Raw genomic sequence first — 26,834 nt, forward strand, 5'->3', positions numbered from 1 at the left:
TAAGCTCGTAAGCTCCGCAAACAAAAAAGGTTGGCCCTAGGGTCAACCTTTTTAGTATCTGCTAATTAGTTTGGTGTATCGCCAACTAAACCTTAGCCCTTCAGTTAACTCACACTAACCAACCTGCGAAATGTGCCACGGCATACAACGAAATAGCCGCCATAATACCCGCTACAATATCGTCAATCATGATACCCAAGCCGCCGTGAATTCGCGCATCTAGCCAACCAATCGGCCAAGGTTTTACCATGTCAAAGAAGCGGAAAAGCACAAAACCAGTCAGAAGCCATTTCCAGTCATCGGCAGGGATATTCAGCATAGGCACTAAGCTCATGGTGATCCAAAAGCCCGCAAACTCATCCCAAACGATAGAACCGTGGTCATGCACGCCCATATCATCAGACGTTACTTGGCAGATCTTAATACCAATAATGCAGCTTACCACCACCACGGCAACGTAAGCAGGAAACGGTAGCTGAACCAACAATAGGTACAACGGAATTGACGCAAGCGTGCCCATTGTGCCGGGAATAATAGGCGATAAGCCACTGCCAAAACCCGTTGCTAAGAAATGCCAAGGATTTTTAAGAGAAATAAGAGAAAGTGGGTTTGTCATCAATTAACCTTAAAGTGATCGTAACCAGTTAAGTTCCAGCTTAGTGGTTCACCATTATTGTGTAATTCAAAATATTCTACAGGTCTTATCTGGCCAATGCAGGTGACTTTTGTACCAGTGTGTGACAAAGCACTTTCCAGCGACCCTTTATTCTCTTCTGGTACAGTAAAGCACAGTTCGTACTCTTCACCACTCGTTAGCGCATATTGCTGAGCTGAAGTGATATCAGGAGCGAACTGACGTAACTCTGGAGAGATAGGCAGCGTGCTTACATCAATACTCGCGCCAACTTGAGAACGCTTAAGGATATGTTTTAAATCAGCAATAACGCCATCAGAGATATCAATCGCAGATGAAGCAAGGTTCACTAGAGCCTGACCCGCCAACACTCGTGGGGCGCTCACATAATGTCTCTCTTCAAGCTCAGCAGCATAGGGCTTCGCTCTGTTCTGCTCAGGGTTAAGTAACACTTCTAAGCCAGCTTTGCTGTCACCTAGATTACCTGTTACGTAAATCCAGTCGCCCACTTTCGCGCCATCTCTGCGCAGCGCTCGTCCTTCAGGAACAAAGCCCTGTACCGTCAGTGTCAGGCTTAGTGGACCTTTGGTTGTGTCGCCACCAATTAACTGAATACCAAAGTAGTCTGCGAGTTTAAAAAAGGAGTCACAGAAGGGAGCAAGCCATGCTTCATCGATTTCAGGCATGGTTAAAGCAAAAGACACCCAAGCAGGCGTCGCGCCCATTGCAGCAAGGTCACTGATATTGGAAGCCAACGCTTTGTGTGCCACCCAAGCCGGATTCGCCTCAGCTAAGAAATGGGTACCAGCAACTAAGGTGTCCGTGCTGATCGCTATCTCAACATTGCCCGGCGCTTTGACCAAAGCACAATCATCGCCAGCAGCTAGAAGAACGTCTTTACGTTGTGGTTGTCGATTTACAAAATATTTTTCAATCAGGTTAAATTCGCCAGACATCACATGCCCTATCTTTAGTCTCATAAAAATCGCCGTAATTATGGATATTACAGAAATTTAGTTACAAAAAAGGCCAGCATAAAAGCTGACCTTTAGATTCAATATACGAACGTCTTATTTCTTACGAACGTGCGGTGCAGCTTTATCAAGCACACCGTTAACAAACTTATGGCTGTCTTCTGCTGCAAATACTTTTGCAAGCTCGATAGCTTCGTTGATAACCACTTTGTATGGTACATCTTCGCGACGAGTCATCTCGTACATAGCTAAACGTAGAAGCGCTAGTTCCATCAGATCCAGATCTTGCATAGGGCGAGATACGAATGGACGAAGCTTGCTATCAAGTTCCATGTGGCTAAGAGCAACACCAGTTAGTAGGTCGCGGAAGTATGCAACGTCTGTTTCTGGCATAGCAAGAGCAGGCTCTGCAGCATGATGCTCTTCTTCATCATACTTACCACCAGATAAGAACTGTTCTTCAACGGTAGCAATATTTTCTTTAGTAATTTGCCAAGAATAAATTGCTTGTAGAGCAAATTGACGTGCGTTACGACGTGCGGCTGGTTTCACACTGGCCCCCATTAGGAATCGATTTCAGAAAGAACGTTGATCATCTCAAGTGCGCTAAGTGCTGCTTCTGCACCCTTATTACCAGCCTTGGTTCCTGCGCGTTCAATAGCTTGATCGATCGTATCAACAGTAAGAACACCAAACGCTACTGGAAGAGAATATTCCAGAGACACTTGTGCCAAACCTTTATTACATTCACTACAAACATAGTCAAAGTGAGGTGTACCGCCACGAATTACTGTACCAAGAGATACAATCGCATCGAACTTACCTGTTTTTGCAACGCGCTGCGCTACAAGTGGAAGTTCTACTGCACCAGGGCAACGAACAACAGTGATGTTGTCTTCGCTTACTTGTCCATGACGCTTTAAAGTATCGATTGCACCAGAAAGTAAACTTTCGTTAATAAAACTGTTGAAACGAGCAATAACGATAGCAATTTTTGCATTTGGCGCTGGGAAGCCACCCTCGATCACTTTCATAAGCCTTCCTTTAACTATTTTCATCAAGTGAGAATCGCCGGATTCTAGCACAAAACTGTGAGCAATATCTAATGGTAATTTAGAAGAACAGACACCGGCAATGTAAAGATGATAATGCAGCGCTGATCCCAAGCATATAGGAACAGCGAGTAACCAAGTTTGTGTGTTGAACACGTTTTGAGTCGGACTTGGCTACTTTGCTCTTTTGGCAAGATTTATCACCAAAAGAGCCACTGAAATCATCGGTAAATTATGTTGCTACAAACGGAGAAACGTCTGCTTGCTAACGCATGGTTTATTCGCAAACGTACTCAACAACGTTAAGGCCAAAACCACCCAATGCGTGGTAACGCTTAGTGCTTGAAGAAAGCAGACGCATATCGTGCACACCTAGATCTTGAAGAATCTGAGAACCGACACCAACACGACGCGAGGTACCCTGCTTCTTCGCCATAGTTGGCTGCTCGTTCTTGTCTTGCGCTTCGAATGTCTTCACTTTGTGAATCAAAGAATCAGACGACTCTTCGTTGCCAAGAATAACCAACACACCGCCTTCGTCGCCAATACGCTTCATCGCTTTATCTAGCGACCAGCTGCGTTCAGTACCACGGTCTGAATGAAGCAGATCGGTGAACGTGTCATGCAGGTGAACACGTACCAAAGGAGCACCTTCAGATAGGTCGCCTTTTTGCATCGCGTAGTGGATCTGGTTATCAATTGTATCGCGGTAAGTCACCAGCTCGAAATCACCAAACTCTGTTGGTAAATGGCATTGTGCTACACGCTCAATCGTTGTTTCTGTATTGTTGCGGTATTCAATCAAGTCAGCAATCGTGCCTAGCTTGATGTCGTGTTTTTCAGCAAACACTTCAAGGTCAGGGCGACGAGCCATAGTACCGTCGTCGTTAAGGATCTCAACGATAACCGATGCTGGCTCGCAGCCTGCAAGACGTGCTAAATCACAACCTGCTTCTGTGTGTCCTGCGCGAGTCAGAACACCGCCATCTTGCGCTGTCAGTGGGAAAATATGACCAGGTTGAACAAGATCAGCCGCTTTCGCATCTTTCGCCACTGCCGCTTGAACCGTCACTGCACGGTCTGATGCAGAGATACCCGTTGTTACGCCCTCTGCCGCTTCAATCGAAACAGTAAAGTTAGTGGTGTACTGTGCGTTGTTATCTTGAACCATAGGCGCTAGACCCATGCGGTTTGAACGCTCTTTGGTTAGCGTCAGACAAATTAAACCACGGCCGTACATCGCCATGAAGTTAATCGCTTCTGGCGTCACATGTTCTGCTGCCATGATCAGATCGCCTTCATTTTCGCGATCTTCATCATCCATCAGGATAACCATTTTTCCTAGGCGAATGTCTTCAATAATTTCTTGAGGAGTACTAATTGGCATTGTTCTATATCCTTTGAAATGGTTCTGCTTCCTAGAACCGACACTATTTAAACCTGATGATATTGCTTCGCTTTACAAAGTCTCGCTTAACGCACTTTGTATCAACGGTTAGGCAAAACCATTCTGCTGTAAGAATTCCATCGTTAATCGAGATTCAGGCTCAGATTCTTGTTGCTGACCTTGCAGTAAACGCTCCATGTAACGTGCTAATACATCAACTTCTAGATTCACTTTACGACCGACATTGAATTGGTCGATGGTGGTTTCTGAAGAAGTATGAGGAACGATAGTCAGCTTGAATGCGTTCTTACGTAAATCGTTCACAGTCAGGCTAATGCCATCAACTGTTACTGAGCCTTTTTGAGCCACGTATTTTGAGATTTCTGCTGGCATTTCTACCCAGAATTCAATCGCACGGCCAACTTGGTTACGTTCAACAATCTCACCCACGCCATCAACGTGACCAGACACTATATGTCCACCGAAACGCGTGGTTGGTAACATTGCTTTCTCAAGGTTAACTTTATCGCCCGCTTGGTAATCGACAAAACCCGTTTTTTTCAGGGTCTCAAGCGAAAGATCTGCACTGTAGCTGTGGTCGTTATATTCAACAACTGTCAAACACACACCATTGGTAGCGATACTGTCGCCTAACTTAACGTCAGCCATATCAAGCTTACCAACATTAACCGTTACGGTGATGTCTTCTCCGCGGGGAGTGATTGCACTCAATGTACCTACGGCTTCTACAATTCCTGTAAACATTTTAAAACTCTTTTTGTTGTCAACGACACGTATGCAGTTGGAGTAACTATTTCCACTGTGGTTTCGTTACTATCTGTTTCGAAATACGGGTTTCGCAACGATGCGAATATCCACACCAACCTGTCGAACATCTTTAATTTCTAGGTCAATAACGTCAGACATTGAAGTGAGCCCTAATGCACCCATCAAACCTCGTCCGTCACTGCCCATAAGTTTAGGTGCTAAATAAAAGATTAGCTCATCCACCAGCTGCTCTTCAATCAAGCTTTTTGCCAATGTTGCGCCCGCTTCGACCCAAATATGGTCGATATGATTGGCAGGTAATTGACGCATCAGATCGTGCAAATCGAGCTGACCTGCATCTGTGGTTGCGACTTCAATATCAGCAGATGCTTCGGCAACTCTCAACACCGATGTTGGAGTCTGGAATAACTTGAGTTCAGGACGCAGTTGGTTTTGACGATCAAGAATCACGCGAATCGGCTGACGCAGCTCGTCTTCAGCGTAATGACCTTTGATACTGCTTGGCAACTCTGCCCAACGAACATTCAACGACGCGTTGTCTTCAATCACCGTCTGGCTAGTTGACAACACAGCGCCTGATTTTGCTCGGTAGTTCTGAACATCACGACGTGCTTCTGGCGATGTGATCCACTGGCTTTGGCCATTTTCCAATGCCGTTTGCCCATCAAGGCTAGCGGCCATCTTTAACTGAACGAATGGCATGCCAGTTTGCATACGCTTGATAAATGCAGGGTTCAAGTCGAGAGCGTCTTGCTCTAGCAAACCGATTTCAACCTCAATACCCGCATCGCGTAGCATTTTGATACCACGACCTGCGACTTTTGGGTTTGGGTCCTGCATGGCACAAATCACTTTGGCTACTTGAGCCTTAATCAAACCTTCAGCACAAGGCGGCGTTCGACCGTAATGAGAACAAGGCTCTAGCGTGACATAAGCCGTCGCACCTTTTGCTTTGTCGCCTGCCATTCGCATGGCATGTACTTCAGCATGAGGTTCGCCAGCTTTGGCATGAAAACCTTCACCAACGATCTGACCGTCGGTTTGTACAATGACACAACCCACATTAGGGTTTGGCGCAGTAGTGTAAATGCCGCGTTTTGCTAACTGAATAGCACGCGACATCATTTGAAAATCTAGGGGAGTAAAGTTTGACATGATTGAGGAGTTAATCCTCTAATTTAGCGATTTCTTCGCCAAACTCTCGGATGTCTTCAAAGCTGCGGTAAACAGAGGCAAAACGAATGTACGCCACTTTATCCAATTCTTTCAATTGGCCCATCACAAGATTACCAATCATCTCGCTTGGTACTTCACGCTCACCAGTTGCACGGAGTTGTGACTTAATCGTACTGATCGCAAGTTCAATCGCGTCAGCACTCACTGGGCGTTTTTCTAGGGCGCGCTGTACACCACCCACCATTTTATCTTCATTAAATGGTTCGCGGTTTCCATTCGACTTTATGACTTTAGGCATCACAAGTTCTGCCGATTCGAACGTAGTAAAACGTTCACTACATGCAAGGCATTGACGGCGACGACGAACCTGATGGCCATCGGCTACCAGTCTTGAATCGATTACTTTAGTGTCGTTCTCTGAACAAAAAGGACAATGCATATCACCTCCAAATAATTGAATATCAGTGTAACGGAATTGCCAAACGTTAGGAAAGAAAAAGGGCCAATTAAGGCCCTTTTGTGTGGTGATTCATTGATTATTGCTACTCGACCGCCATTTCAAAAATGAGCTGAGGAGTAAAATTAACGACCAGCGTTAACCGCGGACTAAATAGTTCGCTTTACCTACCCATTTGTAGCTTGTCAGCTCTTCTAAGCCCATTGGGCCGCGAGCATGCAATTTCTGAGTAGACACGGCAACTTCAGCACCTAAACCAAACTGTGCTCCATCAGTGAAACGTGTTGATGCATTCACATAAACCGCTGCAGAACCAACAGAGTTAATGAAACGCTCTGAGCTCTCTAAGCTATTGGTCATGATCGCATCTGAATGACTCGCGTTGTGTACACGCATGTGGTCAATCGCTTCTGCCACATCCGCTACCACTTTCACGCCTAGCGTGTAGCTTAGCCATTCAGTGTCAAAGTCGCCTTCAACCGCATCACGTTGGTCTTCAAAACCCGCTAGCAGCGATTTTGCACTGGTATCAGCAACTAAGGTTACCTTGCCGGCTAAACGCTGTTTCAGCTTAGTTAGGAAAGCTTCAGCAACCGCTTCATGCACTAGCAGTGTATCTAACGAGTTACACGCCGATGGACGTTGAACTTTTGAGTTTTCGACCACATCGACAGATTTCTCAAGATCAGCGCTTTCATCAACGAAGATATGGCTGATACCAAAGCCGCCGATGATTACTGGGATGGTGCTGTTCTCTTTACACATCTTGTGCAGACCAGCGCCGCCACGAGGAATGATCATATCCACGTAGTCGTCCAGTTTAAGCAGTTGAGAAACGAGTTCACGATCAGGCTTCTCGATGTACTGAACAGAAGCGGCTGGAAGCTCCGCTTTCTCTAATGCAGACTGGATAACCTTAACCAGTTCCATGTTCGAGAAAAACGTCTCTTTACCACCACGTAGAATGCTTGCGTTACCTGTCTTCAGACACAGAGCTGCAATATCGATGGTTACGTTCGGACGCGCTTCATAGATAACACCCACCACACCAAGTGGCACGCGGCGGCGAGACAGTGACATACCGTTTTCTAGTACTTTGCTGTCAATTTCGCTGCCAACTGGGTCATTCAGGCTAATCACGTTACGAACATCGTTAGCGATACCGGTTAAGCGCTCTTCGTTAAGAAGTAGACGATCGAGCAGTGCGTCAGTTAAACCCGCTTCACGACCCAGTTCGATGTCTTTCGCGTTCGCTTCTAAAATCGTTGTTGCGTTTGCTTCTAGCTCATCAGCGATAATCGCCAATGCTTTATTCTTTTGCGCCGTAGATGCGGTCGCTAGGTGGAAAGCAGCGTCTTTTGCTGCGATACCCATGTTAGTTAAATCCACGTTTAACTCTCCCTAAATTCTGTCTGTCTTTGGATGCAAAAAGGTGATTCACCTTATCATCACGAGCTACTCTTGGATTACAACTAGGTCGTCACGGTGAATGACTTCTGACCCATAATCGTATCCAAGGATGTCGCCAATATCTTTACTGTGCTTGCCTGCAATTTTTGCTAGGTCTTGGCTTGAATAACTGGCGATACCACGCGCAATTACTTTGCCTTTGCTGTCTGTGACTTGGGTAACTTCACCACGAGAGAATTCGCCTTTAACTCGAACAACCCCTTTCGCCAACAAGCTGCTGCCTTTGGTGTTGACTGCGTTTACTGCGCCGTCGTCAACCACGATGTCACCTGCTGAAGCAGGGCCCGCTAAAATCCAGCGTTTACGGTTTTCAAGCGCTTCCGCTAAAGGCAAGAAACGTGTGCCTTGTGGGTTATCACTCAGTGAATCAAACACCACATTTTCAGCACTGCCCGCAGCAATAATCACTTCGATGCCTGCGCGACGAGCAATGTCAGCCGCCTGCAGTTTTGTCGCCATGCCGCCAGTACCCAACGTAGTACCGCTGCCACCTGCGATCTTACGCAGCGTGTCATCAATGGTTTTCACTTCTTTGATGAGCTCAGCATTTGGATCTTTACGAGGGTCAGCCGTAAACAGGCCTTTTTGGTCTGTTAGTAGCAAAAGCTTATCAGCACCGCACAAAATACCCACTAAGGCCGACAAGTTATCATTGTCGCCCACTTTAATTTCGTTGGTTGCTACTGCGTCGTTTTCGTTTACTACCGGAATAATATCGTGCTCAACCAGTGCGTTGATCGTGTCACGTGCATTAAGAAAACGCTCGCGATCATCGAGATCAGCACGAGTCAGTAGCATCTGGCCAATCTTAAGGCCATAGATAGCAAACAAAGACTCCCAAACTTGAATCAACTGACTTTGCCCAACTGCCGCAAGCAACTGTTTGCTCGCCATTGAGTTGGGAAGTGCGGGGTAACCAAGGTGCTCACGTCCTGCTGCAATTGCACCAGACGAAACCATAACCACAGAGTGGCCTTGTTTTTTTAATTCAGCACATTGACGAACCAGCTCAACCATATGAGCGCGGTCTAATGCCAATGTTCCACCAGTTAAGACACTGGTACCCAGTTTAACAACGACAGTTTTACGCTGTGTTGTTGTCCCGCTTTGATGATTTGTTGTCATGAAGTCTTTTATGGATAAAACAAATAAGAGGTGATGTTTTAGCAATCAAAAGGGGAATTCACAAGCAGAAAAGGTGCGAAATCGCACCTTTTTGCTTTATATAGAAGAGTAACCTTTAAAATTAGACGAATTCGACAGACTCTTCGTCTAATTGGATACTGATTTCAAACTTACTTTGAAGTTCATCAACCAGTTTCTTGTGGAAGGCTTCTTGAGTTCGAGAGACCTCAGCGACCGCCTTTTTAGGTAACGGCAAAGAATCCCAGTTACCATCGATGTTGTACTTGCCGATATTGTACTTCGCCGAATATCCCTCTTCCGACTTATCCAATTCCAGCCACCAGCCCCAGAACTCGCGTTCTTCTGGTGATTTTTTATCGTTCACACATACAGACAAGCAATCAAAGATATAGTGGCCTTCTTCTGATTGCGGTTCCCTTAAGTAAGGCCCGATCGCCTTTAAAACATTCAACAAGCGGTAATGCGTAGGTTGTTGTGTCACTTCTGACATATTGAATCTCCATTTTCAATGTTAAGAATGACGTTACTCAGACTGTTATACGTAGAAACTACGCATTTGGATTTTATAAATGACCTCTGAGTATCAGGTACTTAGTTTGTACATTTTTCATGCTTAACTAATTTAGGAGAAATGTCATCTAAATAATTCATCCTCAAGCCACTTTATCGCCAATTCGAGGGATTGCTCATAACCTTGTGTAATTGACTTAGCTTTGATTTTCTTCGCTTTTCCGTAATCACTGTAAATAGCAACCAGTTGATTATCCATTGGCGGTGAAACCGGGTCGCCTTCCAGAGCCAATGCCAAGATAGGAACACTGGTTTTACTGTTTGACAGCAAACCTTGTACCTTGAGTGACCACGCCATCAACTGCCCAGAAAGGCTATTGATATCGACCGCCCCTTTACCAAGGCGCGAAGCCAACACATCTAGATGCATTTTAGGCATCTGCTTAAGTTTGTCTGCATGAACAAAGATATCGTGAATTGGCGCGCCTAAAGAAATACACGCTTTAATCTTATGTTGCTCGAGGAAAGATAATCTCACCATCGCATTGCCACCGAAGCGGAAACCAAACAAGCCGACTTTGTGGTGATCGACCCATGGGATGTTAGGCAATTCATTCAGCACTGCTTGGTGAAGACAAGATGAGTCTTCTGTTAACGGCCAATGTGCACTGTGCCCTATTGATGGCATGTCTACCGTTAACATAGCAATGTTCTTAGGTGCTAAATAATCCCTAAACAGGCGCCACATATCGGTTTGCAAGCTATCTAGACCCGCGCTGACAATTACAACCGGTTGTGGTTTATCTGTCTTGGTTAGATGCAAGTTCGCTTTGATCTTCTTGTTTTGGTATGGAATATCAATCTGCTTGACGATCAACTTAGTGTGCTTGATCGCTTCAGAATACGCTGCGTTGGCCAACACTTGAGCCTGAGCTGCCAAGTTGTCGTTCTTGAGGTGTGGGTAACCCGCAATACTGAAGCACAACGATGCGGAAAATAGCTCTTCAGCCATCTCTTCACCATTCTTCTCATTAGAACGATTTTGATGCTGCATACCCAGCTTGGTCCATTCGTATGCCCAGTTACCACTTCGGTAACCCATGACCGTATCAAGCCACTCATCGGTTGTACGAGAGTTATCTGATGACGCGATGCGAGCCAATACCGCTTCCTGCTCTATTGGATTAACGCCTTGCCATACCCACTGAAGACGTCTTAGGTTTCGATACCATGATGAGTTTTGCTGTTCACGTTTCTCATCCAATAGCGCTTCAGAGCTTGGCATGTATTGTGTCAACATTGAGGTCTCTTTCGCTTGCTTGTGCTTTACAAACAAAGTTTCCGAAAGGTTCGAGCTCGTTTCTTCTGGTTCAGACATTGGGATACTTAATAAGAAATGGTTGTCACTAATAATATAAAAAAAAATGACCCTATAAAGGGTCATTTCTCAAAAAACTAAGTTTACGCTTATTTTGACTTGCGATTTACTGGCTCTACGTAGCTTAGGCTAGTATCCCAAGGTTGCTCAATCCATGTGTCTTGAGCGATATCAACAATGTACTCGTCTAGCAAATCAGCGCCAGATGGTTTTGCACATACAGCGATCAGTTTCGCTTTAGGGTACATTTCGCGAAGCTTACGTGCAGTGTCACCACTATCAACCAAGTCTTCAACGATTAGGAAGCCTTCGCCGTCACCTTCAGGTGCTTTAACTACTGTCATATCACGTTGGTGATCGTGGTCGTAGCTAGAAATACAAATCGTATCTACGTGACGAATACCTAGCTCACGAGCCAAGATTGCACCAGGAACCAAACCACCACGGCTTACTGCCCAGATGCCTTTCCACTGCTCTGCTGGCATTTGCTTTTCAGCAAGTTGACGGCAGTAAGTCTGCATGTTGTCCCAAGTGATAACGAATTTGTTGCTCATAGTATAAAACCTAATAATTTTGTCATGTTATTAGAGGCTATTTCAAACATAGCCTCTTCAGCGATTAAGCAGAAATCTAGACGATTAAGCGAAAATGTATTTAAGAATAAAGATAGCCGACATTACCCACACAGCAGGTGAAACGTCGCGACCTTTACCACTTAGCAGCTTAATTGCAGCGTAAGCGATGAAACCTAGTGAGATACCCTCAGCGATAGAGTACGTCAGCGGCATAAGCAGACATGTTACCACGACTGGTGCTGCTTCCGTAAGATCACGCCAATCAATGCCAACTAGGCCAGACATCATCAGAATTGCTACATAGAAAAGTGCACCTGATGTTGCGTAAGCCGGAATCATACCTGCAAGTGGCGAGAAGAAAAGAGCCAGTAGGAATAAGATACCAACAACAACAGCCGTTAGACCGGTACGGCCGCCTTCAGCAACACCCGCAACACTCTCAACATAAGAAGTAGTATTTGATGTACCTAGCAGTGCACCAATAGATGTTGCTGTAGAGTCAGCAAGCAGTGCTTTGTTCAAGCGAGGTAGTTTGCCGTCTTCTTTGATTAGGTTTGCTTTCGTTGCAACACCAACCAGAGTACCCGCTGTATCGAACAAATCGACGAACAAGAACGCGAATACCACTGAAATCATACCGATTTCAAATACAGCAGAGAAATCAAGCTGCATGAATGTAGGAGCAAGGCTTGGTGGTGTAGACATGATGCCGCCGTATTGAACGTCACCAATAACAATGCCAAGAGCTGTGATAGCTAGAATCGCAATCATTACTGCCCCTTTCACGCCACGGTGAACAAGAGCAATCGTTAGGAAGAAACCAAGTGAGCCTAGGATAGGAGCAATCGCGGTAATGTCGCCCAGTGAGACTTTAGTTGCTGGGTTAGAAACAACGATGCCTGCATTGCTAAGCGCAATAAACGCTAGGAAAAGACCGATACCTGCAGAGATACCAACACGCAGAGACATAGGGATCGAGTTGATAATCCATTCACGGATCTTAAAGATGCTTAAGAAGATGAAGATTACGCCTGATACGAAAACCGCTGCCAGAGCAACTTGCCACGTATAACCCATACCCATTACAACAGCGTAGGTAAAGAATGCGTTCAAACCCATGCCTGGAGCTTGAGCAATTGGGTAGTTAGCAACAAAGCCCATGATGAAACAGCCAATAGCAGCCGCTAAACAGGTTGCTACAAATACAGCGCCATGGTCCATACCAGCATCAGCTAGAATCATTGGGTTTACAAAAATGATGTAAGCCATTGTTAGGAAGGTTGTTAGACCTGCGATGATTTCAGTGCGCACATTGGTGCCATTTTCACTGAGTTTGAATAGCTTTTCGAACATTATCGAATCCTATAAGGGTAAAAAGTAAACGGTTGCGTAATCGATTGGCTGTGGATTATAAAGTTATCAAATAACAAATTCCAGATAGAATTAAGGCTCTAATCGATATTTATCAGAATGCCGTATGAAACAAAGCGATTAAAAATGAAGATATCATCGATAAATAACCATTAAAAACAAACAATTAACAACAATAGACTCACTAAAACTAGTTGGTTGTTTTTTCTACCATCGGTTATTTTCATTGATAATCTAGCCAGTAAATTCTGAATTCAAACTCACAATAGTTATGTATTTTTCAACAGGATCAGTAATAAGGCGCAAATTGATATTTCGGCGTTTAAAAAACAACCACGCAGAACAGCAAGGAAAGTGACAAGCGAAAGCGGTTTGGAAAAGTAGCAGGCAAAAAAAACGCCACTCAAAACTGAGTGGCGGTAGAATCTGTCAACCAAAAGGGCTGTAAAAGAATTCCAATATATAGGGGTGAACAAAACTGTTCGAGTTACATGCTTACGGTATTAGTAACCAAAGCTTGTAGGGTATGCAAAGTTGCTAGTGTAAACAGAGCTGTTAATCCAGAACATTGCAGATGGTAAACCTTTCATAACTATCACCTTAATAAATCAATAAAAAACGAATTTGATTTCTCGGTTCCTTGGAGGCGATAAAACGGACTCATCCTTTGAGCATTTACTCTTCATCTCAGAAGTTGGTTATTAATATACCCTAAAGAAAAAAGATTACAAGTATTTTTTGCTATACGTCACATTTTTGGCTATTTACGGTTATTTTACAAACTTATTTTGTAATAAAACTACAAAATAGAATTAAACAAACGTTTGCCTGCTCCATTTATAAGCATCAAGGCGCTTAGCTGTGATCAGATGGACAAGATCGCTTTCAAAATTTGAGCTATTTGAGGTTTAGAACCGCTACTCGTCAAAACGCTCAAGTGGTATGCTGTTGCCATCAAAACAGACCCATATTTTAGATTTTTGTTCTAGGTTTTTCCCCATACAAAACCTAAATATATGGTTATTAAATAAAAAAGGAGTCATCCGTGTCTGAATTCCATTCTGAGATCAGTAAATTATCCCCTACCCCTATCTGGCAGTTCTTCGATAAGATTTGCTCAATCCCACACCCTTCTAAGCATGAAGAAGAGCTTGCTCAATACATTATTGCTTGGGCAACAGAGCAAGGCCTAGATGTACGTCGTGACCCAACGGGTAACGTATTCATCAAAAAGCCAGCAACGGCGGGTATGGAAAACAAAAAAGGTGTAGTGCTACAAGCTCACATCGATATGGTTCCACAAAAGAACGAAGACACAGTTCATGACTTTGCTAAAGATCCAATTCAACCATACATTGATGGTGAGTGGGTTACAGCTAAAGGCACAACGCTTGGCGCTGATAACGGCATGGGCATGGCTTCTTGCCTAGCGGTTCTTGCTTCAAACGAAATCCAGCACGGCCCTATCGAAGTTCTACTAACAGTAGATGAAGAAGCAGGCATGACTGGTGCTTTCGGTCTTGAAGCGGGTTGGTTAGAAGGCGATATCCTTCTTAACACCGATTCAGAGCAAGAAGGCGAAGTGTACATGGGTTGTGCTGGCGGTATCGACGGCGCAATGACATTTGAAATTGCTCGTAATGCGATTCCAGCTGACTTCGTAACACGTAAGCTAACGCTAAAAGGCCTAAAAGGCGGTCACTCTGGTTGTGACATCCACACAGGTCGTGCAAACGCAAACAAACTGCTTGCTCGCTTCCTAGCGGGTCACGCAAAAGAGCTAGACCTTCGCATCGTCGAATTCAAAGGTGGTAGCCTTCGTAACGCGATCCCTCGTGAAGGTTTCGTAACGGTTGCTGTTCCTGCGGCAAACCAAGAAAAACTGGCTTCACTATACAACTACTACACTGAGCTGCTTTCAACAGAGCTAGGTAAAGTAGAAGACAGCATCGTGACTTTCAATGAAGAAGCTTCTGTAGAAATGGGCGCACTTGCGTCAGCAGACCAAGCTCGCTTTATCGCGGCACTTAACGCATGTCCAAACGGCGTGATTCGTATGAGTGACGAGGTTGAAGGTGTTGTGGAAACGTCTCTAAACGTAGGTGTTATCACAACAGAAGAGAACTCAATCACAGTACTTTGCCTGATCCGCTCTCTTATCGATTCAGGTCGTAGCCAAGTAGAAAGCATGCTTCACTCTGTTGCTGAACTAGCAGGCGCTAACATCGCGTTCTCTGGTGCTTACCCAGGTTGGAAACCAGACGCAGATTCAGAAATCATGCATATCTTCCGTGACATGTACGAAGGTATCTACGGTCACAAGCCAAACATCATGGTTATCCATGCTGGTCTTGAGTGTGGTCTATTCAAAGAACCTTACCCGAACATGGATATGGTTTCTTTCGGCCCAACCATCAAGTTTCCGCACTCTCCTGATGAGAAAGTGAAGATCGACACCGTTGAGCTATTCTGGAACCAAATGGTTGCATTGCTTGAAGCGATCCCAGAAAAAGCTTAATTCGATAAGCTATGTTTGTTCAGTAAATGGTGTTTTACAGTAAACACCGTTTATCTGAGACAAAATAAAACAGGTACTCAATGAGTACCTGTTTTTGTATCTAATCTTTGTAGCTACTACTTGTGACTAAATAAACAATTAAGCGCGTGAAGCCGCGTAGCTTTCTAGCTCATCAATTGAAGTTTGTGCCACAACTTCGCCATCGATGAAGTACGTCACCATCTCGCCATCACGAACACCGATTAACGTCGCACGCTCACCAGACTGGTAAGTAATGTCCATTTGGATCGTGTTTTCATCAATCTGCTGCATTTGACCTTTTTCGATCACATCTGCACTCGTGATAGGACCCACTGGCGCTTCCGTTAGAGACGGATCAAGTTGGTGGTTGATGTCTAGGTAAGTATCAGTCTTAGTATCAAAGATGTGCGGAGCACCTGTTAGTGGGTTGCTACCAGTCCAGAACTCTAGTGAGTTGAATACTATGTAATCGGCAGCAACTGTTAGACCGTATGCAGGTGCAAGTAGAATGTTCAAACCACCACGAGCGTAACGGTTATCAACAGCCTTGATGTTGAACTTCATTAGGTAACCCGTTACTGCGTTGCTACCAACACAGCCAGATAAAGCAACAGATACCACCGCTAGTGCTACAACTTTTGAAATTGTTTTTTTCATTTTGATCTCAATATTTGAATTTGGCCGCCAAAAAATGGCGGTGGATAATACCAACGAACTGAATGACAAATATCAGCTCTAAGTTAATGTATTGTCATAAAATTCAAAATTTTAAACACCCTTCAATTAGCCAGATAAAAAACTGAAACCAATTCAGAAGCCCCTTCATAAAAAACTTTTGTCGTCACCGTAAAGCGATTGATTCGTACTAAAAATCAACGATTGCTACATTCCGTGTTAACGAATTATCACCATGTTGAGAACAACCTAAATGGCAAGACTAAAACCTAATCAACCATTCGAATTACTTGGTTATACTGTTCAGCCAGGACAGCGAATGGAGATTGAACTGCAAGCGGCTCAGCTTTACACGCATTCTCCACTTTCGATCCCGATTGAAATTATTCACGGTCGCCAAGCAGGCCCAACACTGATGGTAAATGCGGCTATCCACGGCGATGAGCTAAACGGTGTTGAGATTGCACGACAACTGACCAATGCGATTGATCCAAAGAAACTGAAAGGGACATTAATTGTTGTGCCTATCGTTAACGTATTTGGCTTTATCCATAAATCTCGTTACCTACCAGACCGTCGTGACCTAAACCGTTGCTTCCCTGGCAGTGAGAAAGGATCGTTAACATCACGTATCGCTTACACCTTCTTTGAGAACGTGGCAAAGCACTGTGATTACATTCTGGATCTACACACGGGCGCGATTCACCGTACCAATCTGCCACAGATTCGTGCAAACCTATCGAACCCTGAGACACTGCGCATCGCAAAAGCGTTCGCAACACCCGTGATTATTGATTCTCCACTGCGCGACGGTTCACTGCGTAGCGAAGCGGAAAAACTGGGTATTCCTGTATTAACTTACGAAGGTGGTGAAGCGCTGCGTTTTGATCACCTCGCGATTCGTGCGGGTTACCTTGGCGTGCATCAAGTGATGAAAGAAATCGGCATGCTGCGCCCTAACCGTAAGAAGTTACCAGAGCCAGTATTGAGTAAATCCACCAGCTGGATCCGCGCTGAATCAGACGGTATTTTGCGTAACATGGTAAGACTTGGCGAACAGGTTGAAGCAGGACAAACCCTTGCTTACATCAGCTCTCCATTGGGTCACCAAGAAGGCCAAGTGATCACAACCAAAGGCGGTATCGTGATTGGTCAGCAAACTCTGCCTTTGGTCAACGAAGGTGATGCTGTGTTCCACATCGCTTACTTCAAGCAAGACGATGAAGAAGTAGGACAATCAGTAGAAAGCTACATTGAAGAAGTGGCAGAAGACGATTGGCTAACTGCACTGAATAACTGATCAGACAATGCTTAACAGTTTAAGAGCTCGACGTTAAAAGCGAGAAGCCAAACCGAGCTCTTAAACACAATAAAACAGAACTCCACAAACTAAAAAGCCCCAAAACACTTTTAACTCGAAAGAAAAAAGTTGTATCGGGGCTTTTTTTTCACAAATCCCTTATCTTAAAATTAAGGGATCTATAAATTAGTCATGCACTGAATTATTCAGCGTCTTGTTGCTCTTCTGCACGAGCTTTAGCGCGCGCTTCACGTGCTTGCTCAGCTTTAAGCTCTTTAGTGTGACGTAGTTCGTCACGCTCTTTACGTTGCTCTGATTTACGCTCGTTACGTTCAGCTTGGTTAGCGATGAAAGATGCTAGCTCTTTCTCTGCCCACTCTTGTGCTAGAGCTTCAGTTTCGAAACCAGACTCACGCTTAGATACTGTAGTGCTGCGAGACGTTACTTGACGAGTAATCTCTGCACACCAACCGTTGCGTTTTTCTGTAAGGCGGATATCAAATTTTTTGTTCTTAGACATGTTCTATTTTTTCCTAAGGGAGATCATTAAGGGATCGGTCAACTTTGATAACTCCATCTAAGTGAGCATCTTTTAACACCATCCCTTGGTAAGCGCGGTATTAGAGCACAAATCAATGAATATTGCTGCAAATATTTGCAGCGGATCACACTCCAATGCTGCAAATCGTTTGCGCCTAATTTCAATCGGTTCATAACTCTCGGTTCACCATCAACTTCTATCCTATTTTATCGATAACAATGAAATGAACTATGCTCAAACAGAGATAAATGAAAGAGATACCTGCTTGCTCAGGTTTATAGACTCTACTGTCTCACCTACTCCGCTCATAATTAAAATAGCTAAGGAGTTGCTATGGATAGCTTCATCAAAAATTTACCCAAAGTTGAGCTACACTTACATATAGAAGGCACATTAGAGCCAGAGCTGATGTTCCAACTCGCCAAGCGTAATAACCTGTCGATTCCCTTTGAGACCCCAGACCAAGTTCGAGACGCGTACCAGTTCCACAATCTTCAATCCTTTCTCGATATCTATTACCAAGGTGCAAACGTACTGATTCATGAACAAGATTTCTACGACCTGACGTGGGCTTATCTGTTGAAGTGTCAGCAAGATAATGTGGTTCATACTGAGATCTTCTTCGACCCTCAGACTCACACTGAACGCGGCATTGACTTTGAAGTCATCGTTGGCGGGATTACTCGAGCTTTGAATCAAGTGGAGCAAGAGCTTGGTATCAGCAGCCAACTGATCATGTGCTTTCTGCGTCATCTCGATGAAGACAGCGCTTTTGAAACACTCAAACAAGCCCTTCCTTATAAAGATAAGATCATTGCCGTTGGGTTAGATTCATCAGAACAGGGCAATCCACCAGAGAAGTTTAAACATGTATTCCAAGAAGCGATCAACAAAGGCTTTCTGACTGTCGCGCACGCCGGAGAAGAAGGCCCAGCACAAAATATTAGCGACGCACTGAGCTTGCTAGGCATTACCCGAATTGATCATGGCGTTCGCTGTGTAGAAGATGAAGAGTTGATGGAACAGCTAATAGCAAAACGTACACCACTGACCGTCTGCCCGCTGTCGAATACCAAGCTCAAGGTGTTTGAGACCATGCAAGAGCACAACATCGTCGAGTTGCTGAGAAAAGGGCTGTGCGTCACCATCAATTCCGATGATCCGGCTTACTTCGGCGGCTATATGAATGATAACTTCCTCGCCGTCGCCAATGCTCACCCAGTGACCAAAAACGAATTGGCGCAGTTCAGTATTAATGCCATCGAAGCCAGTTTTATCTCGCCTCACGCCAAGGAAGATCTCATCACACAGGTACGCCAATACCTTGCTGCGAGTACTTAATGAGTTATCAAGATCAAAAAGGGAAGCTCTGAGCTTCCCTATCTATATCAATAGATAACTAATTGGCTTAGCCCGGGTGACCATCCACTCTTGGCGTTAACAGCATCATCCCAAATTTCCAGATAAATAGACCGAACGCTAACGTCCATAAACCCGCGCTGATATTGACCATCTCAAATAAATACGCCGGGAAGAATGTCACACCTAAACTACGAACGAGTGCCGCGATAAATATAGCCGAGAACGCCAAAGCCATACTTGGCCCTTTATAGATAGCACGGCCAGTATGTCCCATTGTCACGCGCGTGATCATCGCCAGAATTAACCCACTCAAACCGCCAATCGCAAACAGGTGCAGCATGTTATGGCTCGCGAACGGGTTATCTAGCAAACCGCGTAACAGCAAGCTGAGAGGGATACATAGGTAAGCCGCATGCAGCGACCACACCAAGGGTTCTGATAGTGTTGTCCAAGGCTTCCAGCGGATAAAGCGCACCAACTGTGTCACACCTGCAAATACCATCAACTCATTGCCGACTTGAGCAAAGGTCAATGGGAAGAAGCTCAACACAAATAAGCCAACCAAAGGTAGATTGGCTAACCATTCCAACCAAACCAAGGGCTGCGCTTTTTCGAAATCAAAACGACGCGCTGTGAAGAATGGGATTACTCGCCCACCCATCACTGATAAGAGCAAGGTAAACCACCACAACATGGCCTGCCAAACTGCAGACGATGGAAATGGAGGCATTCCCTTAATGGTCGCGTAACTAGCAGAGTTCGCCACGATAGCCAATATAAACAGCGGCACAAAAAACAGGTTCTTCCAGCCTTTCGACTTCACGACTCGAAAACCAATTTCGTAGGCGGCGAAGATTAAGAACAGCGCCTCAACCGACGAGATCAGCCATAACGGAGCGGGGGTCCAAAACAGAATACGAGGTGCGAGCCAAAAGCCCACAAGAATTGCCAACCGATAGTGCTTGGTTCCATTGACACCCGTCCAGGTTTGCACGGCAGTGAGCACAAAGCCGACAACAATCGCCATCGAAAAACCAAACAGCATCTCATGCACGTGCCACCACAGTGCGGGAACTTTTAAAATCTCAGGTTGACCGTTTTGGAACATGATGACCCAAGCTACAATCGCAATCACGGCATAGAGACTGCCTAAAAAGAAGAAAGGTCGAAAGCCTAAACGCAGGTAGGCTGGAATCGCGTCTTCTACACTTTTATCTGTGATATTTAACAAACTCGCTCCTAATTCTCAGATAAGCGGCCAAGGTATTACCTAAACCAAATTTTGTATGCATCAAATCCGATGCAATATGCAGATCACATTGCATGAAACGCGCCAATTAGATAAAACCAGTAAAAACAGCGACTCACGAGATTCAATAGCCAATAAATAAGTCAAAAAAACACAACCAAAAGAGTCATAAAGACATATACATGTATAAATAGAAACTTACTGACTTTTGGTATCTCGCCACATATAGTAAGACTAGACTTAAATGGAACAACTCAGACAAGGAATGCGATGTATATTTTTGGTTATGGCAGTTTAATCAACTCATCTTCACGCCAGCTTACCGGTCAGACAGGGCAAGCGATCCCTGCGATTGTTCATGGCTTGATTCGCCATTGGAGCAAGATCGATGACAGCTATGTCTTATCCCCTTTGATCGTCAATCTCGGCGAAGGACAAGTGAATGGTGTGTTGCTTGAGGTGGATGATATTGCACTGGCTGAGTTTGATCGCCGTGAGCGTGGTTATCACCGTATCGAATTAAAGGCCTCTCAGATAGAAAGCCAAGATGAATTCAAACAGGATCAACCGATCTGGGTTTACATCAAAGACGAGATTGAAGCACCTTGCGAAAACAGCCCTATCGTTCAAACCTACGTCGATACTGTATTAGCAGGATGTTTAGAGGTGTCTGAAAGCTTTGCGGCGCACTTCGTTAAACACACACAAGGTTGGCATCACCCATTAGAAAATGATCGCCACCAGCCTAAATACGGCAACCTTGCTGGGGTTTCCGATCACCATCACAGTGTGATTGATGGCTTGATACTAACTGTACGCAGCTAGTTGATTTAGGTTGGTGAACACATAGGCTCACCAACCTAAAGCGAGCTTAAACGACACGAATACCTGCTGGCATAGCACGTTCAGGGGTTAGCAATACACTTTCAGATTCATCTTCCGTTTCTGCACATAGCAACATGCACTCAGAAGTGTGGCCTCTCATCTTCGCCTTCGCTAGATTGCACAAAACAACAACTTGCTTACCCATCAACTCCTCTTCTGTGTAGTAAGGAACTAGGCTGGTCACCGTTTGTAGCGTCTTGTCACCAACATCCACTTGCACGATGTACAGCTTGTCGGCGTTTTCATGACGAACAACCTCAATGATCTTACCCACACGCATTTCTAACTTAGCAAAGTCACCATAAGAGACAGTATCCATTTCTCACTTCCTATATTGATTTGTTTTCACTCATTAAATCATTTACTAAAATTAAGTAAAATGTAAATGTTTACACTAGCATTAAGCCTAATAATTACAAGCGGTAAAGATCTCATTACTGGAAGTAAAATGAGAGTTTCGTTGCCTTACTATCATTGTCGGTGTTAAATAGATGCAGCAATGTATAGAGGTTAAAAATGGCAACAATTAAAGATGTAGCAAAGGAAGCTGGTGTTTCTGTTGCAACCGTATCTCGAGTGATCAACAAGTCTCCCAAGGCGAGTACAAGCTCGGTAGAGTCTGTAACTAAAGCGATGTCTAAACTCGGCTATCGCCCGAATGCCAATGCTCGAGCGCTGGTAAGCCAAAGCACGAACACTGTTGGTGTATTGGTCGGTGACATCTCCGATCCCTTTTTTGGCACGCTGGTTAAGGCTGTCGACAATGTCGCTCGTGAGAACGGAAAACATATCCTTGTCGGTAATGGCTCGCACGATCGTGAAGAAGAGAGACAAGCGATTGAATTGCTGATTAACAGCCGTTGTGACGCCCTGGTGATCCACTCTAAAGGCCTCACCGACGAAGAACTGATTGCCTATGCAAAAGAGGTCAAAGGCTTAGTACTGATCAACCGTTATATTGCTGAGATTGCCAACCACTGTATTTTCTTAGACAACAAAAAAGGTGCGTATCTTGCGACGGAATATCTGATCCGCCATGGCCATAAGAACATTGCCTGTATCGCCTCATCGCATAGCATTGAAGATGCCGATGAGCGTATCCAAGGTTACTTAGCGGCACTCTCAGATTACAAAATAGCGCTCTCTGACAGCTATATTGAATACTCAGCGCCGACCAGTGACGGTGGCGAATACGCCATGACTAACCTTCTGACTAAGTCACTGCCAATCACTGGCATTGTGGCGTACAACGATTACATGGCAGCTGGTGCTTTGTCTGTCCTTGATGAAAACGGTATTCAAGCGCCAGACAAAATGTCGATCATCGGTTTCGATGATGGTTTGATTGCCCGCTATGTTCATCCAAAGCTCACCACTATTCGCTACCCGATTCAGATGATGGCAGAGAAAGCGACACGACTCGCGTTGCACTTAGCCAAAGGTGAAAACACCTCAACTGAACCAATGATGTTCTCTCCAACTCTGGTACGCCGTAATTCGGTAGAGAAAGTCTAGGTTCTGGTCGACTCATCAAGCAATAAACAAAAAAAAGCCCTAACAGAATCGCTTCTGTTAGGGCTTTCCTACCTTACTCAGATACTCAACAATCGCGCTTAATAAACCGCACTCTTGTTGAGCGCCACTTTTGCTCATCCCCCAAGAACAACGCGATAATTCACATCGTCCTATTCACAAACAAAAGATATTGACGTAACCGCTTTGAGCTAGAGCGTACTAGTTTGAAGAATCCCCCGAAAATTCAAACTGGTAACAGGTACTGTAGTTATATTCTTGTTCAGGCTTGAGAATACAACTGTCCTGCTTCCACTCTGGGTGGTTAGGAGAGTCAGGTAAGAACTGGGTTTCTAGCGCCAAACCAGCGTAGTCTTCATAGCTGCCACCACTTCGGTTTGGTGTGCCACCAAGCCAGTTTCCGGTGTATAGCTGCATCGCAGGTTTGGTTGAAAATACTTTTAGTGTGACGAGCGCATCCGGTGAGGTTACGGTCGCGGCGCATTGAGTGCGTTTGCAGCCATCAGCCAATAAGAAAGAGTGGTCGTAACCCTTTGCTGCTTTCTGCTGTTCATCGCCCAACAAACGCTCTGAGATCATCATAGGCTGATTGAAGTCAAAGCTGGTCGATTTCACTGATTTAAGGTTACCTAACGGAATACCCACCGAATTGGTCGGTAAGAACTGATTAGCATTGATACTGACAATGTGTGACAAACAATCGTGTCCAGCTTCAGCGCCAAGTAGATTGAAGTACGCATGATTCGTTAGGTTGACTACAGTCGGCTTGTCTGTGGTTGCAGAGTAATTAATGGAAACTCGATTGTCTTCGGTGATGTCATAACGCACCGACACATTCAAATTCCCCGGAAATCCTTGGTCGCCATCAGGAGACTCAAGAGTAAACACCACTGACGTTTCGGTTTGCTCGGCAATATTCCAACGGCGTTTATCAAACCCGTTCGGGCCACCATGTAAGGTATTGCCCGCTTGGTTGGTTTCCAGCTTGTAATTCTGACCATCAATTTTGAAACGACCATTAGCAATGCGGTTAGCATAACGGCCAACAGTTGTGCCCATATAGCTGGCTTGTTTATCGAAGTTCTCCATTGAGTTAACACCCAACAAAACTTCTCTTTTGTTTCCTTTTACTGGCAGGATACAGCTCAACCATGTTGCACCAATATCCATGAATGTCACTTGCATGCCATGCGTATTTGATAGCGTCACTAACTGAGCGGGTTGGCCATCATAGGCAGGAGTCTGCGTCATGGATTGATGCAGGTTTTGCTCTTGTGTCATTCTAAATTCCTTCTAGTGCCAGTAAAAAGCCTCTACCTGAAGTAAAGGCTTTAGCATTTGGCCTACCATGATCTTTTTACTTGGTAAGCTCTATATTAAATCTCGAAGCCGTTAGATTACTTCAACTAAGCCTGCTCCGTCTTTCGCTTGGCACACATAAATAGATTCTTTTAGACCCGTCGCCGCTTGATATTTCTGCTCAACGGTTGTTTTGATTTCATCAACCAATGCAGGTGGAACCAATGCCACAATACAACCACCGAAACCACCGCCAGTCATACGCACGCCACCTTGTTCACCGATCACTTCTTTGACCATATCAACCAGCGCATCAATCTCTTTCACCGTGATTTCAAAATCATCACGCATTGATGCATGCGATTCAGCCATCAACTCGCCCATACGCTTCATATCATGAGTGCGTAGAGCTTGAGCCGCTTCAACAGTACGGTCATTTTCAGTAATCACGTGACGAGCACGTTTCGCGACCATTTCATCCAATTCAGACTCTTTCGCTTTGAATTGCTCAATGGTCACATCACGAAGTGCCGGAACACCAAAGATGCGCGCCGCTTCTTCACACTGTTCACGACGTGTGTTGTATTCGCTGTCGACTAAGCCGCGTTTCTTGTTTGAGTTAATGATAACCACAGCCATATCTTCTGGCATTGAAACCGCTTGAGTCTCTAGGCTACGACAATCCAAAAGCATCGCGTGGTTTGCGCGACCTTCTGCAGAGATCATTTGGTCCATGATGCCGCAGTTACAGCCCACAAATTCGTTTTCGGCCTGCTGACCATTTAGCGCCACTTCAGCTTGGCTGATCTCTAGGTTATAAAGCACCTTGAATGTTTGACCAATCACCACTTCCAGCGCCGCAGAAGAACTTAAACCTGCACCTTGAGGCACGTTGCCCGTTACAGAGATGTCTGCACCTGTAAATTCAAAGCCGCGACCTTTTAAGCACTTCACCACACCACGAATGTAGTTAGCCCACATCTTGTCTTGTTGGAATGTGATCTCTTGAGTTAAATCGAACTCATCGACTGCATTACCGTAGTCCACTGATACTACGCGAACAATGTTGTCGTCACGCTTAGCCGCGGCGACTACCGTTTGGTAGTTAATGGCACACGGTAGAACAAAACCATCGTTGTAGTCGGTGTGCTCGCCGATCAGGTTCACACGACCTGGTGCTTGGATAATATGAGTCGCTTGGTAACCAAGGACTTGCTCAAAAGATGCTTTCACGTTTTGGATTAGGTCAGACATAAGTAAACTCTCTGGTTAAACTCTTTGTTCAATTGGTTATGGCCCCTTCACGGCACCACTTTAATTCTTTTAGATTCCCTATCTCATTCGTCTCTCACGGTAGGGAATGACAACATCAGCCTTTCACCTGCCGTCATTCCAGAATCGAGGGACGAGATATCAGGAATCTCACTCGTTATCTACGAAACAGGCTATTCCTGATCTTTATAGTGAACGTCACTCAAATCACGAAGACGCTGCGCCGCTTGTTCTGCAGTTAAATCACGCTGAGACTCAGCCAACATTTCGTAGCCCACCATGAACTTACGAACCGATGCGCTGCGTAGTAGCGGCGGGTAGAACAATGCATGCAGTTGCCAGTGATCGATGTCCGTACCTTCTTCGAAGAACGGCGCATAGTGCCAGCCCATTGAGTAAGGGAATGAGCACTGGAACAAGTTGTCGTAACGACTAGTCAGCTTCTTAATCGCAAGCGCTAGATCATCACGTTGTTCGTCAGTCAGTTCGCTCATACGGCGGATGTGTGTTTTTGGTAGCAACATGGTTTCAAATGGCCACGCAGCCCAATAAGGCACCACAGCGATCCAATGTTCAGTTTCAACCACAGTGCGAGAGCCGTCTTTCATTTCAGATTCAACGTAATCCACTAAAAGATTCGAACCTTGTTGTTCAAAGTACTCTTTTAACAGTTTCTCTTTGCGTTCAATCTCGTTGGGCAAAAAGCTGTTTGCCCAGATCTGACCGTGTGGGTGTGGCTGAGAACAGCCCATGGTCTCGCCTTTGTTTTCAAACGCTTGAACCCATAGGTAGTCTTTACCTAGCTCTTCAATCTGTTCATTCCATGTGTCGATAACACCGCGAATCTTGTTTACTGGTAACTCTGGCAGCGTTTTGCTGTGGTCCGGAGAAAAACAGATCACGCGGCTCAACCCGCGAACACCTTGAGTCTTGAATAGAGGGTTTTCAGACTCTGGAGCGTCAGGCGAATCGGGCATCAAGGCCGCGAAATCATTACTGAATACGTAAGTGCCGTCGTAATCTGGGTTTTCGTCGCCCGAGATACGCGTATTGGTTGGGCACAAGAAACACTCTTTCTCGTACGCAGGAAGCTGCGCGGTCGATGGTTTTTCATCTTGGCCACTCCAAGGACGCTTTGCTCGGTGCGGTGATACTAAGATCCACTGACCCGTTAATGGGTTATAACGACGGTGCGGATGGTCTACTGGGTTAAATTCAACTTTTGACATGTTTAGATTGCTCTCAAATTTTGTGTCTTGG

Annotated in this window: 26 protein-coding genes; 5 read left to right on the forward strand and 21 right to left on the reverse strand. The window is 45.0% G+C overall.

Features of this window, described 5'->3' with window-relative positions; genetic code table 11:
- Nucleotides 1–109: 109 nt before the first annotated feature.
- The 14 genes from pgpA to AB4161_RS15835 form a co-directional block, all read right to left on the reverse strand.
- Nucleotides 110–616: a phosphatidylglycerophosphatase A gene (pgpA, locus tag AB4161_RS15770; RefSeq protein ID WP_017060782.1), complete on the reverse strand. Its 507-nt coding sequence runs from the start codon at nt 614–616 to the stop codon at nt 110–112.
- Nucleotides 616–1,590: a thiamine-phosphate kinase gene (thiL, locus tag AB4161_RS15775; protein ID WP_017066823.1), complete on the reverse strand. Its 975-nt coding sequence runs from the start codon at nt 1,588–1,590 to the stop codon at nt 616–618. Before thiL ends, pgpA begins: the two co-directional genes overlap by 1 nt.
- Before the next feature lie 114 nt (nt 1,591–1,704).
- Nucleotides 1,705–2,172, reverse strand: coding sequence for a transcription antitermination factor NusB (gene nusB / locus AB4161_RS15780; RefSeq protein WP_004734399.1), 468 nt, complete (start codon nt 2,170–2,172; stop codon nt 1,705–1,707).
- Nucleotides 2,172–2,642 (reverse strand): 6,7-dimethyl-8-ribityllumazine synthase, encoded by a 471-nt coding sequence (ribE, locus tag AB4161_RS15785; protein ID WP_004741508.1) that lies wholly within the window; start codon nt 2,640–2,642, stop codon nt 2,172–2,174. The genes nusB and ribE overlap by 1 nt, the downstream gene beginning before the upstream one ends.
- A gap of 295 nt (nt 2,643–2,937) precedes the next feature.
- Nucleotides 2,938–4,047, reverse strand: coding sequence for a bifunctional 3,4-dihydroxy-2-butanone-4-phosphate synthase/GTP cyclohydrolase II (gene ribBA / locus AB4161_RS15790; protein WP_017060784.1), 1,110 nt, complete (start codon nt 4,045–4,047; stop codon nt 2,938–2,940).
- A 108-nt stretch (nt 4,048–4,155) separates the two neighbouring features.
- Nucleotides 4,156–4,812, reverse strand: a complete 657-nt coding sequence (locus AB4161_RS15795) for a riboflavin synthase (RefSeq protein ID WP_010436361.1) — start codon at nt 4,810–4,812, stop codon at nt 4,156–4,158.
- A 69-nt stretch (nt 4,813–4,881) separates the two neighbouring features.
- A complete protein-coding gene (gene ribD, locus AB4161_RS15800; RefSeq protein ID WP_372083591.1) occupies nt 4,882–5,961 on the reverse strand; it encodes a bifunctional diaminohydroxyphosphoribosylaminopyrimidine deaminase/5-amino-6-(5-phosphoribosylamino)uracil reductase RibD in 1,080 nt (359 codons plus the stop codon).
- A gap of 40 nt (nt 5,962–6,001) precedes the next feature.
- Nucleotides 6,002–6,451: a transcriptional regulator NrdR gene (gene nrdR, locus AB4161_RS15805; protein WP_004734394.1), complete on the reverse strand. Its 450-nt coding sequence runs from the start codon at nt 6,449–6,451 to the stop codon at nt 6,002–6,004.
- Between the two features lie 156 nt (nt 6,452–6,607).
- Nucleotides 6,608–7,858, reverse strand: a complete 1,251-nt coding sequence (locus tag AB4161_RS15810) for a glutamate-5-semialdehyde dehydrogenase (RefSeq protein ID WP_017060786.1) — start codon at nt 7,856–7,858, stop codon at nt 6,608–6,610.
- A gap of 66 nt (nt 7,859–7,924) precedes the next feature.
- Nucleotides 7,925–9,109 (reverse strand): glutamate 5-kinase, encoded by a 1,185-nt coding sequence (gene proB / locus AB4161_RS15815; protein ID WP_012604650.1) that lies wholly within the window; start codon nt 9,107–9,109, stop codon nt 7,925–7,927.
- Nucleotides 9,110–9,185: 76 nt separating this feature from the next.
- A complete protein-coding gene (gene crl, locus AB4161_RS15820) occupies nt 9,186–9,575 on the reverse strand; it encodes a sigma factor-binding protein Crl (RefSeq protein WP_017060787.1) in 390 nt (129 codons plus the stop codon).
- A 144-nt stretch (nt 9,576–9,719) separates the two neighbouring features.
- Nucleotides 9,720–10,973, reverse strand: coding sequence for an esterase FrsA (frsA, locus tag AB4161_RS15825; RefSeq protein WP_017060788.1), 1,254 nt, complete (start codon nt 10,971–10,973; stop codon nt 9,720–9,722).
- Between the two features lie 89 nt (nt 10,974–11,062).
- A complete protein-coding gene (gene tet(34), locus AB4161_RS15830) occupies nt 11,063–11,527 on the reverse strand; it encodes an oxytetracycline resistance phosphoribosyltransferase domain-containing protein Tet(34) (protein WP_009847475.1) in 465 nt (154 codons plus the stop codon).
- An 84-nt stretch (nt 11,528–11,611) separates the two neighbouring features.
- Nucleotides 11,612–12,901 carry an NCS2 family permease gene (locus AB4161_RS15835; RefSeq protein WP_017060789.1) on the reverse strand — a complete coding sequence of 430 codons (1,290 nt, stop codon included), beginning with the start codon at nt 12,899–12,901 and terminating at the stop codon, nt 11,612–11,614.
- Between the two features lie 1,063 nt (nt 12,902–13,964).
- Here AB4161_RS15835 and AB4161_RS15840 point away from each other — a divergent pair.
- Nucleotides 13,965–15,437 (forward strand): aminoacyl-histidine dipeptidase, encoded by a 1,473-nt coding sequence (locus AB4161_RS15840; RefSeq protein WP_372083593.1) that lies wholly within the window; start codon nt 13,965–13,967, stop codon nt 15,435–15,437.
- Between the two features lie 138 nt (nt 15,438–15,575).
- Here AB4161_RS15840 and AB4161_RS15845 read toward each other — a convergent pair whose 3' ends face one another.
- The gene (locus tag AB4161_RS15845) at nt 15,576–16,115 is read right to left on the reverse strand and encodes a DUF3332 family protein (protein WP_017069508.1); all 540 of its coding nucleotides are present in this window, start codon (nt 16,113–16,115) and stop codon (nt 15,576–15,578) included.
- A gap of 271 nt (nt 16,116–16,386) precedes the next feature.
- Here AB4161_RS15845 and AB4161_RS15850 point away from each other — a divergent pair, with 271 nt between their 5' ends.
- Nucleotides 16,387–17,433 (forward strand): succinylglutamate desuccinylase/aspartoacylase family protein, encoded by a 1,047-nt coding sequence (locus tag AB4161_RS15850; RefSeq protein WP_017060792.1) that lies wholly within the window; start codon nt 16,387–16,389, stop codon nt 17,431–17,433.
- A gap of 202 nt (nt 17,434–17,635) precedes the next feature.
- Here AB4161_RS15850 and AB4161_RS15855 read toward each other — a convergent pair whose 3' ends face one another.
- Nucleotides 17,636–17,953, reverse strand: a complete 318-nt coding sequence (locus AB4161_RS15855; protein WP_017069509.1) for a DUF3622 domain-containing protein — start codon at nt 17,951–17,953, stop codon at nt 17,636–17,638.
- A 354-nt stretch (nt 17,954–18,307) separates the two neighbouring features.
- Here AB4161_RS15855 and AB4161_RS15860 point away from each other — a divergent pair, with 354 nt between their 5' ends.
- Complete coding sequence (locus AB4161_RS15860; protein WP_372083595.1) at nt 18,308–19,315, forward strand: adenosine deaminase; 1,008 nt, start codon at nt 18,308–18,310, stop codon at nt 19,313–19,315.
- A gap of 67 nt (nt 19,316–19,382) precedes the next feature.
- Here the strand turns inward: AB4161_RS15860 and AB4161_RS15865 are convergent, their stop codons facing one another.
- Nucleotides 19,383–20,567, reverse strand: a complete 1,185-nt coding sequence (locus AB4161_RS15865) for an NnrS family protein (protein WP_372083597.1) — start codon at nt 20,565–20,567, stop codon at nt 19,383–19,385.
- A 288-nt stretch (nt 20,568–20,855) separates the two neighbouring features.
- Between AB4161_RS15865 and AB4161_RS15870 the strand changes: the two genes are divergently transcribed.
- Complete coding sequence (locus AB4161_RS15870) at nt 20,856–21,410, forward strand: gamma-glutamylcyclotransferase family protein (RefSeq protein WP_017060795.1); 555 nt, start codon at nt 20,856–20,858, stop codon at nt 21,408–21,410.
- Between the two features lie 46 nt (nt 21,411–21,456).
- Here AB4161_RS15870 and AB4161_RS15875 read toward each other — a convergent pair whose 3' ends face one another.
- Entirely contained in the window at nt 21,457–21,789 is a 333-nt protein-coding gene (locus AB4161_RS15875) for a tRNA-binding protein (protein WP_017060796.1), read from the reverse strand.
- 197 nt (nt 21,790–21,986) lie between these two features.
- Here AB4161_RS15875 and AB4161_RS15880 point away from each other — a divergent pair, with 197 nt between their 5' ends.
- The gene (locus AB4161_RS15880) at nt 21,987–22,985 is read left to right on the forward strand and encodes a substrate-binding domain-containing protein (protein WP_372054926.1); all 999 of its coding nucleotides are present in this window, start codon (nt 21,987–21,989) and stop codon (nt 22,983–22,985) included.
- A 219-nt stretch (nt 22,986–23,204) separates the two neighbouring features.
- On the opposite strand, the gene galM is transcribed toward AB4161_RS15880, so the two are convergent.
- The 3 genes from galM to AB4161_RS15895 form a co-directional block, all read right to left on the reverse strand.
- A complete protein-coding gene (gene galM, locus AB4161_RS15885; RefSeq protein ID WP_372054924.1) occupies nt 23,205–24,284 on the reverse strand; it encodes a galactose-1-epimerase in 1,080 nt (359 codons plus the stop codon).
- 111 nt (nt 24,285–24,395) lie between these two features.
- Nucleotides 24,396–25,556 carry a galactokinase gene (galK, locus tag AB4161_RS15890; RefSeq protein WP_017060799.1) on the reverse strand — a complete coding sequence of 387 codons (1,161 nt, stop codon included), beginning with the start codon at nt 25,554–25,556 and terminating at the stop codon, nt 24,396–24,398.
- Nucleotides 25,557–25,747: 191 nt separating this feature from the next.
- Nucleotides 25,748–26,803 (reverse strand): UDP-glucose--hexose-1-phosphate uridylyltransferase, encoded by a 1,056-nt coding sequence (locus tag AB4161_RS15895; RefSeq protein WP_065584017.1) that lies wholly within the window; start codon nt 26,801–26,803, stop codon nt 25,748–25,750.
- Between the last annotated feature and the right edge of the window lie 31 nt (nt 26,804–26,834).

It is taken from the genome of Vibrio sp. 10N.286.51.E5, from assembly GCF_041469125.1.
Taxonomy (GTDB): Bacteria; Pseudomonadota; Gammaproteobacteria; order Enterobacterales; family Vibrionaceae; genus Vibrio; species Vibrio crassostreae_C.

Bases quoted from the DNA above. Each gene is read 5' to 3' on its own strand.
- pgpA (WP_017060782.1), bottom strand. From the start codon at position 616: ATGACAAACCCACTTTCTCTTATTTCTCTTAAAAATCCTTGGCATTTC.
- thiL (WP_017066823.1), bottom strand. From the start codon at position 1,590: ATGTCTGGCGAATTTAACCTGATTGAAAAATATTTTGTAAATCGACAA.
- nusB (WP_004734399.1), bottom strand. From the start codon at position 2,172: ATGGGGGCCAGTGTGAAACCAGCCGCACGTCGTAACGCACGTCAATTT.
- ribE (WP_004741508.1), bottom strand. From the start codon at position 2,642: ATGAAAGTGATCGAGGGTGGCTTCCCAGCGCCAAATGCAAAAATTGCT.
- ribBA (WP_017060784.1), bottom strand. From the start codon at position 4,047: ATGCCAATTAGTACTCCTCAAGAAATTATTGAAGACATTCGCCTAGGA.
- AB4161_RS15795 (WP_010436361.1), bottom strand. From the start codon at position 4,812: ATGTTTACAGGAATTGTAGAAGCCGTAGGTACATTGAGTGCAATCACT.
- ribD (WP_372083591.1), bottom strand. From the start codon at position 5,961: ATGATGTCGCGTGCTATTCAGTTAGCAAAACGCGGCATTTACACTACT.
- nrdR (WP_004734394.1), bottom strand. From the start codon at position 6,451: ATGCATTGTCCTTTTTGTTCAGAGAACGACACTAAAGTAATCGATTCA.
- crl (WP_017060787.1), bottom strand. From the start codon at position 9,575: ATGTCAGAAGTGACACAACAACCTACGCATTACCGCTTGTTGAATGTT.
- frsA (WP_017060788.1), bottom strand. From the start codon at position 10,973: ATGTCTGAACCAGAAGAAACGAGCTCGAACCTTTCGGAAACTTTGTTT.
- AB4161_RS15835 (WP_017060789.1), bottom strand. From the start codon at position 12,901: ATGTTCGAAAAGCTATTCAAACTCAGTGAAAATGGCACCAATGTGCGC.
- AB4161_RS15845 (WP_017069508.1), bottom strand. From the start codon at position 16,115: ATGAAAAAAACAATTTCAAAAGTTGTAGCACTAGCGGTGGTATCTGTT.
- AB4161_RS15850 (WP_017060792.1), top strand. From the start codon at position 16,387: ATGGCAAGACTAAAACCTAATCAACCATTCGAATTACTTGGTTATACT.
- AB4161_RS15855 (WP_017069509.1), bottom strand. From the start codon at position 17,953: ATGTCTAAGAACAAAAAATTTGATATCCGCCTTACAGAAAAACGCAAC.
- AB4161_RS15860 (WP_372083595.1), top strand. From the start codon at position 18,308: ATGGATAGCTTCATCAAAAATTTACCCAAAGTTGAGCTACACTTACAT.
- AB4161_RS15870 (WP_017060795.1), top strand. From the start codon at position 20,856: ATGTATATTTTTGGTTATGGCAGTTTAATCAACTCATCTTCACGCCAG.
- AB4161_RS15875 (WP_017060796.1), bottom strand. From the start codon at position 21,789: ATGGATACTGTCTCTTATGGTGACTTTGCTAAGTTAGAAATGCGTGTG.
- AB4161_RS15880 (WP_372054926.1), top strand. From the start codon at position 21,987: ATGGCAACAATTAAAGATGTAGCAAAGGAAGCTGGTGTTTCTGTTGCA.
- galM (WP_372054924.1), bottom strand. From the start codon at position 24,284: ATGACACAAGAGCAAAACCTGCATCAATCCATGACGCAGACTCCTGCC.
- galK (WP_017060799.1), bottom strand. From the start codon at position 25,556: ATGTCTGACCTAATCCAAAACGTGAAAGCATCTTTTGAGCAAGTCCTT.
- AB4161_RS15895 (WP_065584017.1), bottom strand. From the start codon at position 26,803: ATGTCAAAAGTTGAATTTAACCCAGTAGACCATCCGCACCGTCGTTAT.